Genomic DNA, 13,403 nt, shown 5'->3' with positions numbered 1-13,403 from the left:
ACCATGAAGCTCACCGTCAACGGCGCCGAGGTGTTTGTCGCAACCGGCGGCCGCGAATTCGACAAGTCCCTGCCCGCGGTGGTCTTCCTCCACGGTGCCGGCTTCGACCGTTCGACCTGGGCACTGCACACGCGCTGGTTCGCCCATCACGGATTTGGTGTGCTGGCGCCTGATTTGCCCGGCCACGGCCGCTCGGCCGGGCCTTCGCTGTCATCCATCGCGGAGATGGCCGACTGGACCGCGGCATTGCTCGATGCCGCCGGCGTGGCGAAAGCACACCTGATCGGCCACTCCATGGGATCGCTGATCTCACTGGAGACGGCTGCACGTTACCCCGACAAGGTCTCCGCGCTGAGCCTGATCGGCACCGCCGCGACCATGACGGTAGGCCCCGACCTGCTGAAGGCGGCCGAGGCCAACTCGCAGGATGCGAGCGACATGGTCTCGATCTGGGGTCTCGGCTTCAACGCGGAACTCGGCGGCAGCCTTGCACCGGGCCTGTGGATGCATGGCGGCGCACAGGCTGTGCTGAAGTCCTGCGAGCCAGGCGTGCTGTTCAGGGATCTGTCGGCCTGCAATTCTTATTCGAACGCACTCACCGCTGCCGCGAGCGTGAAAGTGCCTGTGACCCTCATTCTCGGCGAGCGCGACATGATGACACCGGTCAAAGCCGGCAAGGCCCTGGCCGCAGCTATCCCGCATGCGAGGACGGTCGTGGTGCCGGGCGCCGGTCACATGATCATGGCCGAGCGCCCGGATGAGTTGCTGGCGGCGCTGAAAGGCTGAGCGGATCAACCAGGATCGATCGGAGTTCCCATGAGCAGCGAGAATTTGAAGGGGCGCACGGCGCTTGTCACCGGCGGCTCGCGCGGAATCGGCGCAGCCGTCTGTCGTGCGCTCGCTGCATCAGGTGCGGCCGTGGCGATCAACTGCCGCGAGCAGCTCGAACAGGCCGAGAAGGTGGCGGGCGAGATCGTCAAGCAGGGCGGCCGTGCCAGCGTCGTCGCCGCCGACGTCTCACAGCGCGAGGCCGTCGCTGATATGATCGCGCGCGTCACGGCCGGGCTCGGGCCGATCGACATCCTCGTCAACAATGCCGGTATCGCCATCACGCGCGGCGTCGACGATCTCACCGAAGACGATTTCGACCGCACCATCCTGGTCAATCTGAAGTCCGCCTTCCTGTGCACGCAGGCGGTGCTGCCGTCGATGCGCGCCAAAAAGTGGGGCCGCATCGTCAACATCTCCTCCGGTGCCGCGCGCGGCGCCGGGTCGATCGGCCCGCATTACAATGCGTCGAAGGCCGGCATGGAGGGCCTCACCCGAGGCTATGCAGCGCGGTTGGTGAAAGATGGCATCACCGTCAACGCGGTGGCGCCGTCGCTGATCGAGACCGACATGATGAGCGGCCAGCCCCAGCTCGTCAGCCGTATTCCGCTCGGCCGCTTCGGAACGGCGGATGAGGTGGCGAAGGCCGTGATGCTGCTGGTCGACAATGCCTACATGACCGGGCAGACGGTCGCGCTGAGCGGCGGGATGGCGTTTAATTAGAAGCCCGCTATTCGCCGCGGGCGCCCTCTTCCTTCTCGCCTTGTGGGAGAAGGTGGCGCGAAGCGCCGGATGAGGGGTATCTATCGGCGAGTCCAAATTCCGAAGATGTACTCGGGGACAGATACCCCTCACCCGTCTCGCCGCTTTGCGGCGAGCCACCCTCTCCCGCAAGGGGAGAGGGTAAGAAAGATCACCACATCGTTGCCGCAGCGCGCTCCGGCCAGATGCGGTCGTACTCCGCCCCGCCAACCTTGTTCTCGCTCATCTCGGCGAGAATCTGACCCGGCGTCGGAAGCGTCTTCGGATCGATGTGCTTGTCGGGATTCCAGAGATCGGAGCGGACGATGGCGCGGGCGCACTGGAAGTAGATTTCTTCCACGTTCATCACCATGACGCTGCGCGGCGCCTTGCCCTCGACCTTGAACGAGGCCAACAACTCCGGATCGACCGACAGATGCGCGCGGCCGTTGGCGCGGACCGCGTTGCCGGAGCCGGGGATCAGGAACATCAGCGACACCCTGGGATCGCGGACGATGTTGCGCAGGGAGTCGACGCGATTGTTGCCGCGCCGATCCGGCAGCATCAGTGTCCTGGGGTCATGAATGCGAACGAAGCCGGGCAGATCGCCGCGCGGCGAGCAGTCGATGCCTTCCGGCCCGATGGTGGCGAGCGCCGCGAACGGCGCCTTCTCGATGAAGATGCGGTAGAGCGGGGTAACGTGGTCGGCGACTTTCACGGTCGAGGCATCACCAACGTCACCGTAGATGGCCTCCAGCTGTTCGACCGTCTCAATCACCGACATTCCGTTCTCCTTGCTGTGCAGGCTATTCGTGCCAACCTTCATTCCTGATCACGCGCACGAGCTGGCGGCTGTGATAGTCCGCGCTGCCGGCATTAAGGATGGTGACATCGGCATTGGCCGATGCGTCACTGATGCTGCGCGCGAGGCGATCCCCGATATTGCCGTCGCTGTGCCGGGCGCGGGCGGCGAGCCGCTGTGCCAGCACGTCCGGCGGCGCGGTGACCGCGACGACGATGACGTTGGCGTAGGCCTTGCGCAGTTCGCCGATCACGGTGCGCGAGACATTGGCGACGACGGCTCGGCCGGCCCGGATGTCGTCGTTGATGCCGAGCGGCAGTGCATAGCAATGCCCGTGCGCCTGCCAATGCACGGCAAAATCGCCGTGCTCCTGCGAGCGGCGGAATTCCTCGATACTGACCGCGATATTGTCCTCATCCGCGGAGGACTCCCGCGTGACGACACGGCGCGGAAAGACGACGTCGCGGTCGTCGACACAGGCCGCCTGCGCCAGCCGCAGCAAAGTGTCCTTGCCGGCGCCGCTCGGGCCGACCACGAGCACGAGCCGGCCGGGGCCGATCATACCCGCCTCGCCCCGCGTCATGGTCGTGATCTCGCTCATGCGACACGGTTTCCTTCGCGCCAGACGCTGCGAACCACCGGAACGCTGCCGACAACGTGCACGCGGATCAGATCGGCGCGCTTGCCGGTTGCGACCTCGCCGCGATCGGCGAGGCCGACCGCCTCGGCCGGTGCCTTGGTCACGGTGCGAACCGCCGCCGGAAGGCTGATCGCGGGCACATGCTCGGGCAGTTGCAGCGCGGCCATCAGCAGGCTCGATGGAATGTAGTCCGACGACAGGATGTCGAGCAGGCCTTCACGGGCAAGATCGACCGCGGCGATATTGCCGGAATGCGAGCCGCCCCGCACCACGTTCGGCGCCCCCATCAGGATGTCGATGCCGGCCTGGTGCAGTCCGCGCGCGGCTTCCAGCGTGGTCGGGAACTCGGCCACCGACACGCGATCGCGCACGGCGTCCACGACGTTCTCCTCGGTGGTGTCGTCGTGGCTCGCGAGCGGAATGTTGTACTTGTGCGCCAGCGACACGATCTCACGCATGTTGGTCGCGGCATATTTCTTCTGATATTCGAACCGCTTTGCGAACAGCTCGTCGAGTTCTGCGTCGGTCTTGCCGCCGCCCTTGCCGCGGTAATAATCGCGCAGCTTGACCTCGTCGCGGAACTGGCGCTGGCCGGGCGTATGATCCATCAGTGACATCAGCCGCACGTCGGGACGGTCGATCAGCTCTTTGGCTTCCTCGACCACGCTCGGCATCGGAATTTCGCAGCGCAGATGCAGGAAGTGGTCGGCACGCAGCAGGTCGGCATCGCGTGCGGTCGTGATCGCCGCGGCGAGCACGCCGGCGCGGCCATCGACTTCCTCGGCGCCGTCCTCGCGCCAGACCCGGAGCGAATCGAACACGGTGGTGATGCCTGACGTGGCAAGCTGGCCGTCATAGGAGATCACGGCCGCCACCGGATTCCAGAACACCTTCGGGCGCGGCACGTAATGCGCTTCGAGATGGTCGGTATGCAGCTCGATCAGGCCGGGCATGATGAGGTCACCGCCGGCGTCCTCCGCGCCCGCGGGCGCCCTGCCCTCGCCGATCTCGGCAATGCGTCCATCGGCAAGCGCGAGCCAGCCCTGCTCGATCACCCGGTCGGCCAGCACGATCCTGGCGTTGGCGATCACGGTATCCTTCGGCTTGGCATTCATGTCCGTGTCCTTCAGGCCGCGGCGGCAAAGCTGGTGACGTCAACGATGCGGTCGGCAATCAGATGGCGGATTTCGTCGTCATGGACAATGGCGACCATGGCGACGCCCTGACGCTTTTTCTCGGCCACCAGCTCGACCACGACGGCGCGGTTGGCGGCATCGAGCGAGGCGGTCGGCTCGTCGAGCAGCAGGATCGGCAGCTCGGAGATGAAGCCGCGCGCGATGTTGACGCGCTGCTGCTCGCCGCCGGAGAAGGTTGCCGGCGGCAGCTGCCAGAGCCGTTCGGGGATGTTGAGACGATGCAGCAATTCGCCGGCGCGCGCCTGCGCATCGGCGCGGGCCATGCCGTTCACGATCAAGGGCTCGGCGACGACGTCGATGGTCGCAACGCGCGGCACCGCCCGCAGGAACTGGCTGACATAGCCGATGGTCGCACGGCGGACGTTGAGGATCTGCCGGGGCTCGGCGGTGGCGAGATCGATCACGGCGCCGCGATGGCGGATTCCGATGCGGCCGGAGTCGCAGCGGTAATTGCCGAAGATCATTTTCAGGATGGACGATTTGCCGGCGCCCGACGGCCCAGACAGCACGACGCATTCGCCAGGATTGACGTGGAAGGTCACGCCGCTCACGACAGGCAATTCGATGCCGCCCTGCAGGTGCATCGTAAAGGTCTTGTTGGCGTTGGCGATGTCGATCATGGCGGTCATTGGAATGCTCATGTTGAAGGCGTCATGGCGGCAGTATCGAGGAGACCAGAAGCTGCGTATAGGGCTCGCGCGGATCGTCGAGCACCTGGTCGGTGAGGCCGGTCTCGATGACGCGGCCACCCTTCATCACCATCACGCGGTGCGACAGCAGTCGTGCGACGGCGAGATCGTGGGTGACGATGACGACCGCGAGGCCCAGCTCGGCGACGAGGCTGCGCAGGAGATCGAGCAGGCGCGCCTGCACGGACACGTCGAGGCCGCCGGTCGGCTCGTCCATGAACACCAGCCGCGGCTCGGTGACGAGGTTGCGGGCGATCTGGAGACGCTGGCGCATGCCGCCAGAATAGGTCCGCGGCGCATCGTCGATGCGCGCGATGTCGATCTCGACGCGGGTCAGCCAGTCCGACGCGGTGTCGCGGATGCGGCCGTAGTGATTCCAGCCCACCGCCATCAGCCGCTCGCCGACATTGGCGCCGGCCGACACCGCCATGCGCAGGCCCTGCGCGGGATCCTGATGCACGAAGCCCCAATCGGTGCGGAACAGGAAGCGCCGCTCGGCCTCGCCGAGCGTGGCGAGATCGCGAGTGACGCCGTCGCGCATCCGGTAGGACACATGGCCGCTGCTGGCCGCGAGCTGGCCCGACAGCAGTTGCAGCAGCGTCGACTTGCCCGAACCGGATTCGCCGACGATCGCCAGCACCTCGCCGGGATAGAGCGAGAATGACACGTCACGGCACGCGGCGATGCGACCGTAGGATTTGCTGAGGCCTTCGGCGATCAGCAGCGGATCATCGTTATCGAGCATATCGCGATCAGCCATGTGAGCCCTCATGTGAGTCCCTTGGCGCCTTCTCCTTGTACGGCGCAGCGCTCTCGCTGCCGTGATGGCCGGCGGCCTGGCGTCCCTCGCAATAGTCGGTGTCCGAGCAGACGAACATCCGCCCGCCCTTGTCGTCGGTGACGATCTCGTCGAGGTAGGAATTTTCAGCCGCGCACAGCGCGCAGGGCGCGTTGAACCGATAAGGCTCGAACGGGTGATCCTCGAAATCGAGCGACACCACCTGCGTATAGGGCGGGATCGCGTAGATGCGTTTCTCGCGGCCGGCGCCAAACAGCTGCAGCGCCGGGCAATTGTCCATCTTGGGATTGTCGAATTTCGGCGTCGGCGACGGGTCCATCACGTAGCGCGCATTCACCTTCACCGGATAGGCGTAGGCGGTCGCGATGTGGCCGAAGCGGGCGATGTCCTCGTAGAGCTTGACATGCATCAGGCCATATTCGGCGAGCGCGTGCATGCGCCGCGTCTCGGTCTCCCGCGGCTCGAGGAAGCGCAGCGGCTCCGGGATCGGCACCTGATAGACCAGCACCTGGTTCTCTTGCAGTGCCGTCTCCGGGATACGGTGACGGGTCTGGATCACGGTCGCCTCATTCGTCGCCGTGGTCGTCGCAACGCCCGCGGTCCTGGCGAAGAATTTGCGGATCGAAATCGCGTTGGTGGTGTCGTCGGATCCCTGGTCGATGACCTTCAGCACGTCCTGGGGACCGAGGATCGCCGCGGTCACCTGCACGCCGCCGGTGCCCCAACCATAGGGCATCGGCATCTCACGGCTGGCGAACGGCACCTGATAGCCGGGGATCGCGATCGCCTTGAGGATCGCGCGGCGGATCATCCGCTTGGTCTGCTCGTCGAGATAGGCGAAATTGTAGGCGGGCGCGTTCATTCCGCGGCCTCCTTCATGGCGTCGGGCGCATTGGCTTCCGCAAACGCCTTGGAAAATTCCTGGCGCAGCTTGCGGAGCAGGCCGAGCTCGGACTGGAAGTCGACATAATGCGGCAGCTTCAGATGCTCGACGAAGCCGGTCGCCTGGACGTTGTCCGAATGCGACATCACGAATTCTTCATCTTGCGCCGGGGCGAGGGCCTCCTCACCCAGCTCGCGGGCGCGCAACGCGCGATCGACCAGCGCCATCGACATGGTCTTGCGCTCGCTCTGACCGAAGGCGAGGCCGTAGCCGCGGGTGAAGCATGGCGCTTCGGTCGCCGAGCCCTTGAACTGGTTGACCATCTGGCACTCGGTGAGTTCGATCGAGCCGAGCGGCACGACGAAGCCGACGTCCTCCGCCGCGAATTCGACCTCGACCTCGCCGAAGCGAATCTCGCCTGCGAAGGGATGGTTACGGCCATAGCCGCGCTGGGTAGAGTAGCCCATCGCCAGCAGAAAACCTTCGTCGCCGCGCGCGAGGTTTTGCAGGCGCAGGTCGCGATCAGCCGGGAAGTTCAGCGGCTCGCGGGTGAGATCGCCGACGCTGGCGCCTTCCTCCGCTTGCGGTGACGATTCGATCAGCCCGTCGCGGCCCAGAATGTCGGTCACGCGCGGCGTCGGCGCGGTCGAAGCTTCCGCCGTCGCGGGCGCCTCGGGCACAAAGCCCTGGCTGAGCGAAGGATCGAGCAGGCGATGCGTGTAGTCGAAGGTCGGCCCGAGAATCTGGCCGCCCGGAATGTCCTTGAAGGTCGAGGACACGCGCCGCTGCACGCGCATCGCGCCGGTGTCGACCGGCTCGCTGGCGCCGAAGCGCGGCAGCGTGGCGCGGAAGGCGCGGACCAGGAAGATGGCCTCGATCAGATCGCCGCGCGCCTGCTTGATCGCGAGCGCCGCCAGCTCGCGATCATAAAGCGAGCCTTCGCTCATGACGCGGTCCACGGCGAGGCCGAGCTGCTCCGAGATCTGGTCGAGGGAGACTTCCGCTACGCTCTGGTCGCCACGCCGCGCATTGGCAAGCAGGCGATGGGCGTTCTCGATGGCGCGCTCGCCGCCCTTGACTGCGACATACATGCTTAGCTTCCCTTACTCATGACACGCGTCGTCCGCGGGATTGCCACCACCGAATCATCGGCGACCAGCACCAGATCGATGCCGCGCGGGAACAAGGCCTCGTTGAGATGCAGGCGCTCGAACAGATCGGCGGGCTTGATCGTCGCCTTGAGCGTGGCGACGCCGTCGATGCCCGGGCCGCGCAGCTCGAAGCTGCGGCCCGCATCCAGGCTCTCGACCTGAACGATCACGGTGGTCGAACGGTCGGGGTACTCGCTGGTGCCGAGCGCGAAGCGCTCGAGCGCCGGAAGCAAGCCGCCGTCGCTGATCAGCGCGAAGCTCGCGATCGAGGAGTCCTGCACCACCGGCGCGCCGGTATGGAATTTCAGCCACTTCACCAGGTCGGAGCTTTCCGACATCCGCGCATCGAGCCAGAGCGGCGTGTCGTGGTCGAACAGCGTCAGCGCGATCGCGGCGGTGCCGCGCATCATCGTATCGGGCGCTCCTGCCATCGGCACGATGCGCTGGACCGAGCCCGGCCGCGCCATCGCGTCCATGACCGAACGGAAGGTCGACTGCGCCGACAGCACCTTGTCGGCGAAACCCGGCGGCAATTCCGCAATCGTCGTCATGGCCTCACCCCTCACCGCGCACCATGGTGTAGAAATCCACCTTCGTCGCGGCGGTCTCCGCCGCCGCCTGCTTGCGACGCATCGCAAGCTGCTCGCGCAACGGCGCGATAATGTCCCGCTCGACCGATGCGCCGAAATCCCGCGATTGCACCAGCGCGTCGCACAGCGCGATCAGCCGCGCCTTCTCGCCGTCGCGCCCAAGCGTGTAGCCGAAACCGACCTCGCCGCTCGCAAGCCGCACCGCGGCGCGCGACACCGTCGCTTCGCCGAGATTGAACGGTGCGCCGTCGCCGCCGACCCGGCCGCGCAGCATGACGAGGCCGTTTTCCGGCGCGCGCAGATCCTGATGGGGTGGAAGCGCGAAGTTGCGGAGGCGGGCGGCGATCTCGCCCGCCTCCGCATGCGCCAGCACGGCCATCGCGGCCTGACGCTGGGCTTGTTGGGTATTGTGCTGGGTCACCAAATCCACCGAGCTCTTTTGCGAAACTTGCCGAATCCAAGTTGTCTATGATACTAGACAACTTGATACGCAAGCGCCATGACTGTTTCGTGACAAAGGTGTGATTTCTGGGGTAGGTTGCCGGCGACATGAGCATGCAGGACACCGCCTCCTCCGGCGTCGCATTGTGGCGCCTCGTTGCCGACGGCATCGAGCGCGGCATCGCCGACGGCCGCTTTGCGGCCGGCGACAAGCTGCCGGGCGAGATGGAGATCGCCGAAACTTATCGCGTCAACCGCCACACCGTGCGGCGCGCGCTGGCAGCCCTAGCCGAGCGCGGCATCGTGCGTGCCGAGCGCGGCAGCGGAACCTATGTCGAGGCGCAGAAGCTTGCCTATCCGTTGCGCTCACGCACACGCTTTTCCGAGATCGTCGGCGCGGAGGGACGCGAACCGCATGGCCGGCTGATCGAGGCGTCCGATGACGTCGCGACCCGTGAACTGGCGCGGGAGCTCGGCCTGAAGACGGGCGCGCCGCTGGTGCGGATCGAGGCGATCCGACTAGCCGACCGCACGCCGATTTGTGTCTCCACCACCTGGCTGTCAGCGGAATTGTTTCCGGGCGCAGGCGACGTGTTCGCCGCGACGCGCTCGATGACGAAATTGCTCGAGCATTATGGCGTCCGCGACTATCGCCGCGGCGCGACGAGGATCACGGCCGGCATCGTGGATGCGACCGACGCTGCACGGCTGGATCTGCCGCTGGGCCGGCCGATCCTGGTGGTCGATGCGACCGATCACGATCTCGACGGCAAGCCGCTGGTGACCAAGCACTCGCGGTTTGCTGCGGAGCGCGTGGAGTTTTTGGTAGAGAACGGATGAGGCTTCGTTGGGTGGATTAGCGAAGCGTAATCCAGCTACTTCGTTCCGCACGGGTCGAGGCATGGTGGATTACGCTTCGCTAATCCACCCTACAGCAGCGATGATCAGGCCACAGCCCTTGGTCCAATAATCGCAAACCGCAACTTGCTCGAAATGAAATCGATCGCGGCAACAGCGACCAGGATCATCAGGATCAGGAACGACACCTTCTGCCATTCCAGCACGCGGATCTGCTCGGCGAGCTGAAGGCCGATACCGCCGGCGCCGACGATGCCGATGATCGTGGCCGAGCGCGTGTTCGACTCGATGAAATAGAGCACCTGACCGGCGATGACAGGCAGCACCTGCGGTAGCAGGCCGAAGCGGATCTCGTGCAGCGGGCTGCCTCCGGAGGCACGGATACCTTCGACCTGCTTCTGGTCGGCGCCCTCGATCGCCTCGGAGAAGAGCTTGCCGAAGGCGCCGAAATCCGACACGGCGATGGCAAGCACGCCCGCGAACGGGCCGAGTCCGACCACGTTGATCCACACCAGCGCCCAGATCAGCGTGTCGACGCCGCGGATCGAATCCAGGAAGCGTCTGATAGGGAAGCGCAGGATCTTTGACGGCACGATGTTGCGTGCAGCAAACAGGCTGACCGGGAGCGCAAATAGCGCGGCCAGCGTCGTGCCGAGCAGCGCGATCGAGAGCGTCTCGCCGAGCGCCTTCAGATAGATCGGCAGCGACGAGCCGGGATCCGGCGGGAGCATCATCATGCTGATCCAGCCGAGCTGGTTGAGTCCACTGATGAACCGCGACGGCGAGAACTCAAGATCGACGAGGCCATAGATGAAAATGGCAAGCGCCGCGACGATCATCGCCGGTGTAGCGAGCCGCGCCGCGGCCGGGCGGTCGAACACATCGGGATAGCGCGCACGAAGCTGCGCGGTATCGACCTGCTGCGGCTTCGTCACGTCCGCGCCTCCTTGCCAAACAGGCGGCCGCGCAGCCAGCCGGTGGTGATGTCGATGATGAACACCGTGACGATGATGGCGAGAAGGATGGCGCTGACGTCCGAATAGTAGAATTTGCGGATGGCGACGACGAGCTCCTGACCGATTCCGCCGGCGCCGACGAAGCCCATCACCGAGGCCTCGCGGACGTTGATCTCGAAGCGCAGCAACGCGTAGCTGGCATAACCGGCCGTCACCTGCGGCACGATCGCAAAGCGCATGCAGGCGAGCCAGCTCGCACCGGTCGAACGAATGCCTTCGACCGGCTTCATGTCGGCGTTCTCGACGATCTCCGAGAACAGCTTTCCGAGCGCGCCCGTGGAATGGATCGCGATCGCCAGCACGCCCGCCATCGGGCCGAGGCCGAAGGCGATCACGAAGATGAGCGCGAAGACGATGCCGGGGACGGTGCGCGCGAACTCCAGCAGACGCCGCACCACGAACCGCAGCCAGGGCGCAGGCGAGGTGTTCTCCGCCGCGAAGAAGTTCAGGCAGAAGGCGAGGATCGCGCCGGTCAGCGTGCCGACGTAGCTGATCAGCAAGGTCTCGCCCAGCATCTTCAGCCATTTGCGCCAGCCCCACAGCCATTCGCCGACATCGGTCCAGACCCGCTGGCCGTTGTCGAGGGTCAGGATGCGATCGAAATAGCTGATGAAGTTGCCGAAATAAGTGAACAGCGTGCGCAGATTCACCTCCGCGCCGATCGCGGCGAGAAGCAATGCTGCGACGAACACCGCCGCTCCGAACAGAAGACGCCATCGCCTGCGCGCGACCGCCTGGTCATAGGCGGCGTTCAGCGCAGCCAATTGCTGCTCGGGGAGGATCGAAACCGCGACAGTCATCTGATCAGGGCGAATGTTCGCTCAAAGAGAGAAGAGCCGGGTCCGTCGACCCGGCTCCAGTTGCATCGTCCCGAGATCAGGACGCCTTCTTCTTACGCAGCGCATCGACGAATTTGATCAGCTCGATCGTGCCATCCCAGTCCTTGGTGGTGGCGGGATGAAAACCCTTCTTCTGGCCGTCGGAGAGGCGGTCGAATGCCGCCTTGTCCTTGGACGGCGCGTCGAAGAACGCCTTGGCGATTGCCGCCTTGGCGTCTGCCGGCAGGTCGGAGTTGTAGGCATAGGGGCCGTTGATGATCGGGGCTGATTTGTGGATGATACGGAAATCATCCTTCTTCATCGCGGAGCCGTCGGCATTCTTCAGCATGCCCTTGGTCAGCATCTGCGCCAGCGTGGAATCGTCGTCGCTGGTCCACTGGTTGGCGGCGACGTCGACGGTGCCCTGCGACAGCGCGAGGACCGCGTTCTCATGGCTACCGGTGAAGACGACCTTGCCGAAATAGCTCTCGGCATCGGCAATGCCCATCTTGTCGAGCTCGAAACGCGGCACGTTGTTGCCGGAAGTCGAGTTCGGGTCGACGAGGCCGAGGTTCTTGCCCTTGAGCTGATCGACGCTCTTGTAGGGAGTGCTCGCCTTGACGAAGAACACCGAGTAATAGCCGGTCGAGCCGTCGGCGTTGATGTCGTTGGCGAAGGCATCGGTCTTGACGCCGGTCAGGCGGGCACGGGCGAACGACGCCGAGCCGTAGCTGGCGATGTGGATGTTGCCGGCGCGCTGGCCTTCGATGACCGCGGCGTAGTCGTTGGCGATGCGCAGCGTGACCTTCACACCCAGTTCCTTGGAGAGATAGCTCACGAACGGCGCCCAGCGCTCGGTGACGCCGGAGGCGTTCTCGGCCGGAACGACTGCGAAGGTCAGTTCGGGATACTTGGCCTTCCAGTCCTCTGCGGAGGCGGAAGCAGTGAAGGCGAGCGCGGCAGCGCCGGCAAGAACGAGTCTGCGAGTGATCATGGTACCCTCTTCATCGGTTGGGTCGGTTGACGCAAAACAAATGGCAACACCAGGCGCGATGCGGCTCACGCCGCCGCGGCGGTTCCGAGCGACGGAATGCCTTCGGGCGCGGGCGCAGGCGTGCCGCCCATCACGTCGGCGGCTTCGAGATCGTAGAGCTCGCGCGCGACATGATCGGTCAACTCAGCCGGCGCACCGTCGAACACCACGCGGCCCTGCGCCATGCCGATCAGGCGGTCGCAATAGCTGCGCGCCAGATCGAGCGAATGCAGGTTGCAGAGCACGGTGATGCCGAAATGCTTGTTGATGCGCAGCAGCGCATCCATGACGATCTTGGTGTTGCGCGGATCGAGCGAGGCGATCGGCTCGTCGGCGAGAATGATATCGGGCTGCTGCACCAGAGCGCGGGCGATCGCGACGCGCTGCTGCTGGCCGCCGGACAATTGGTCGGCCCGCTGAGCGGCGAGCGCGGCGATGTCAAACTGCTCGAGCGCGGACATCGCCAGCGCCTTGTCGTGCTCGGGCCATGTTTGCGTCAGCGAGCGCCAGGCCGGCATCGTCGCAAGGCGTCCCATCAGGACATTGGTCAGCACGTCGAGCCGCCCGACCAGGTTGAATTGCTGAAAGATCATCGCCGACCGCGCGCGCCACTGCCGCAGCTCCTTGCCGCGCAACGCGGTGACGTCGAGGCCGTCGAACAGGATGCGGCCCTGCGTCGGCGCCGCAAGGCGATTGATCATGCGCAGCATGGTCGACTTGCCGGCGCCGGAACGCCCGATCACGCCGACGAAGCCGCCGGGGGACACTTGAAAAGACGCGTCGTCCACCGCGGCTTTTGCGCCGAAGCGGCACGTTAGACCTTCAACCACCAGCATAGAGGGCTCCAGAGTAGCTGGGACCCACCGCTAACGCCGTCGCTTGACACTTGTGTGACACGCGCGCTGCAATGCGGCGATG

The 13,403-nt window shown here is 65.4% G+C and carries 16 protein-coding genes; 3 read left to right on the top strand and 13 right to left on the bottom strand.

What is annotated here, in order from left to right:
* The first annotated feature begins 3 nt into the window (after positions 1–3).
* Together ACQ86E_RS16640 and ACQ86E_RS16635 are read left to right on the top strand one after the other, a co-directional pair.
* The gene (locus tag ACQ86E_RS16640; protein ID WP_431206290.1) at positions 4–786 is read left to right on the top strand and encodes an alpha/beta fold hydrolase; all 783 of its coding nucleotides are present in this window, start codon (positions 4–6) and stop codon (positions 784–786) included.
* 30 nt (positions 787–816) lie between these two features.
* Positions 817–1,551 carry an SDR family NAD(P)-dependent oxidoreductase gene (locus tag ACQ86E_RS16635; RefSeq protein ID WP_431206289.1) on the top strand — a complete coding sequence of 245 codons (735 nt, stop codon included), beginning with the start codon at positions 817–819 and terminating at the stop codon, positions 1,549–1,551.
* A gap of 190 nt (positions 1,552–1,741) precedes the next feature.
* On the opposite strand, the gene ACQ86E_RS16630 is transcribed toward ACQ86E_RS16635, so the two are convergent.
* Genes ACQ86E_RS16630 through phnG form a run of 9 tightly spaced genes read right to left on the bottom strand, consistent with a single transcriptional unit; the run spans position 1,742 to position 8,698 of the window.
* On the bottom strand, positions 1,742–2,353 hold the full coding sequence (locus tag ACQ86E_RS16630) for a pyridoxamine 5'-phosphate oxidase family protein (protein ID WP_431206288.1): 612 nt from the start codon (positions 2,351–2,353) through the stop codon (positions 1,742–1,744).
* A 22-nt stretch (positions 2,354–2,375) separates the two neighbouring features.
* Complete coding sequence (gene phnN, locus ACQ86E_RS16625; protein WP_431206287.1) at positions 2,376–2,972, bottom strand: phosphonate metabolism protein/1,5-bisphosphokinase (PRPP-forming) PhnN; 597 nt, start codon at positions 2,970–2,972, stop codon at positions 2,376–2,378.
* The gene (locus ACQ86E_RS16620) at positions 2,969–4,126 is read right to left on the bottom strand and encodes an alpha-D-ribose 1-methylphosphonate 5-triphosphate diphosphatase (protein WP_431206286.1); all 1,158 of its coding nucleotides are present in this window, start codon (positions 4,124–4,126) and stop codon (positions 2,969–2,971) included. The genes phnN and ACQ86E_RS16620 overlap by 4 nt, the downstream gene beginning before the upstream one ends.
* A gap of 11 nt (positions 4,127–4,137) precedes the next feature.
* The gene (gene phnL, locus ACQ86E_RS16615; protein WP_431206285.1) at positions 4,138–4,836 is read right to left on the bottom strand and encodes a phosphonate C-P lyase system protein PhnL; all 699 of its coding nucleotides are present in this window, start codon (positions 4,834–4,836) and stop codon (positions 4,138–4,140) included.
* A 22-nt stretch (positions 4,837–4,858) separates the two neighbouring features.
* The gene (phnK, locus tag ACQ86E_RS16610; RefSeq protein ID WP_431206284.1) at positions 4,859–5,656 is read right to left on the bottom strand and encodes a phosphonate C-P lyase system protein PhnK; all 798 of its coding nucleotides are present in this window, start codon (positions 5,654–5,656) and stop codon (positions 4,859–4,861) included.
* On the bottom strand, positions 5,649–6,557 hold the full coding sequence (locus ACQ86E_RS16605; protein ID WP_431206283.1) for an alpha-D-ribose 1-methylphosphonate 5-phosphate C-P-lyase PhnJ: 909 nt from the start codon (positions 6,555–6,557) through the stop codon (positions 5,649–5,651). Before ACQ86E_RS16605 ends, phnK begins: the two co-directional genes overlap by 8 nt.
* Positions 6,554–7,669, bottom strand: a complete 1,116-nt coding sequence (locus ACQ86E_RS16600; protein ID WP_431206282.1) for a carbon-phosphorus lyase complex subunit PhnI — start codon at positions 7,667–7,669, stop codon at positions 6,554–6,556. Before ACQ86E_RS16600 ends, ACQ86E_RS16605 begins: the two co-directional genes overlap by 4 nt.
* A 2-nt stretch (positions 7,670–7,671) precedes the next feature.
* A complete protein-coding gene (gene phnH / locus ACQ86E_RS16595) occupies positions 7,672–8,280 on the bottom strand; it encodes a phosphonate C-P lyase system protein PhnH (RefSeq protein WP_431206281.1) in 609 nt (202 codons plus the stop codon).
* A 4-nt stretch (positions 8,281–8,284) separates the two neighbouring features.
* Positions 8,285–8,698, bottom strand: coding sequence for a phosphonate C-P lyase system protein PhnG (phnG, locus tag ACQ86E_RS16590; protein WP_431206280.1), 414 nt, complete (start codon positions 8,696–8,698; stop codon positions 8,285–8,287).
* A 170-nt stretch (positions 8,699–8,868) separates the two neighbouring features.
* Here phnG and phnF point away from each other — a divergent pair, with 170 nt between their 5' ends.
* Complete coding sequence (phnF, locus tag ACQ86E_RS16585) at positions 8,869–9,600, top strand: phosphonate metabolism transcriptional regulator PhnF (RefSeq protein WP_431206279.1); 732 nt, start codon at positions 8,869–8,871, stop codon at positions 9,598–9,600.
* Positions 9,601–9,704: 104 nt separating this feature from the next.
* Here phnF and phnE (ACQ86E_RS16580) read toward each other — a convergent pair whose 3' ends face one another.
* From phnE (ACQ86E_RS16580) to phnC, 4 genes are all read right to left on the bottom strand, one after another.
* A complete protein-coding gene (gene phnE / locus ACQ86E_RS16580) occupies positions 9,705–10,553 on the bottom strand; it encodes a phosphonate ABC transporter, permease protein PhnE (protein WP_431206278.1) in 849 nt (282 codons plus the stop codon).
* Entirely contained in the window at positions 10,550–11,434 is an 885-nt protein-coding gene (phnE, locus tag ACQ86E_RS16575) for a phosphonate ABC transporter, permease protein PhnE (protein WP_431206277.1), read from the bottom strand. Before phnE (ACQ86E_RS16575) ends, phnE (ACQ86E_RS16580) begins: the two co-directional genes overlap by 4 nt.
* A 76-nt stretch (positions 11,435–11,510) precedes the next feature.
* Positions 11,511–12,446: a phosphonate ABC transporter substrate-binding protein gene (phnD, locus tag ACQ86E_RS16570; RefSeq protein WP_431206276.1), complete on the bottom strand. Its 936-nt coding sequence runs from the start codon at positions 12,444–12,446 to the stop codon at positions 11,511–11,513.
* 65 nt (positions 12,447–12,511) lie between these two features.
* Positions 12,512–13,321: a phosphonate ABC transporter ATP-binding protein gene (phnC, locus tag ACQ86E_RS16565; protein WP_431206275.1), complete on the bottom strand. Its 810-nt coding sequence runs from the start codon at positions 13,319–13,321 to the stop codon at positions 12,512–12,514.
* Positions 13,322–13,403 lie beyond the last annotated feature (82 nt).

Origin of the sequence: Bradyrhizobium betae (assembly GCF_050632175.1) — a bacterium.
Classification (GTDB): Bacteria; Pseudomonadota; Alphaproteobacteria; order Rhizobiales; family Xanthobacteraceae; genus Bradyrhizobium; species Bradyrhizobium betae_B.
This window is presented reverse-complemented; position numbering and strand designations above follow the sequence as displayed.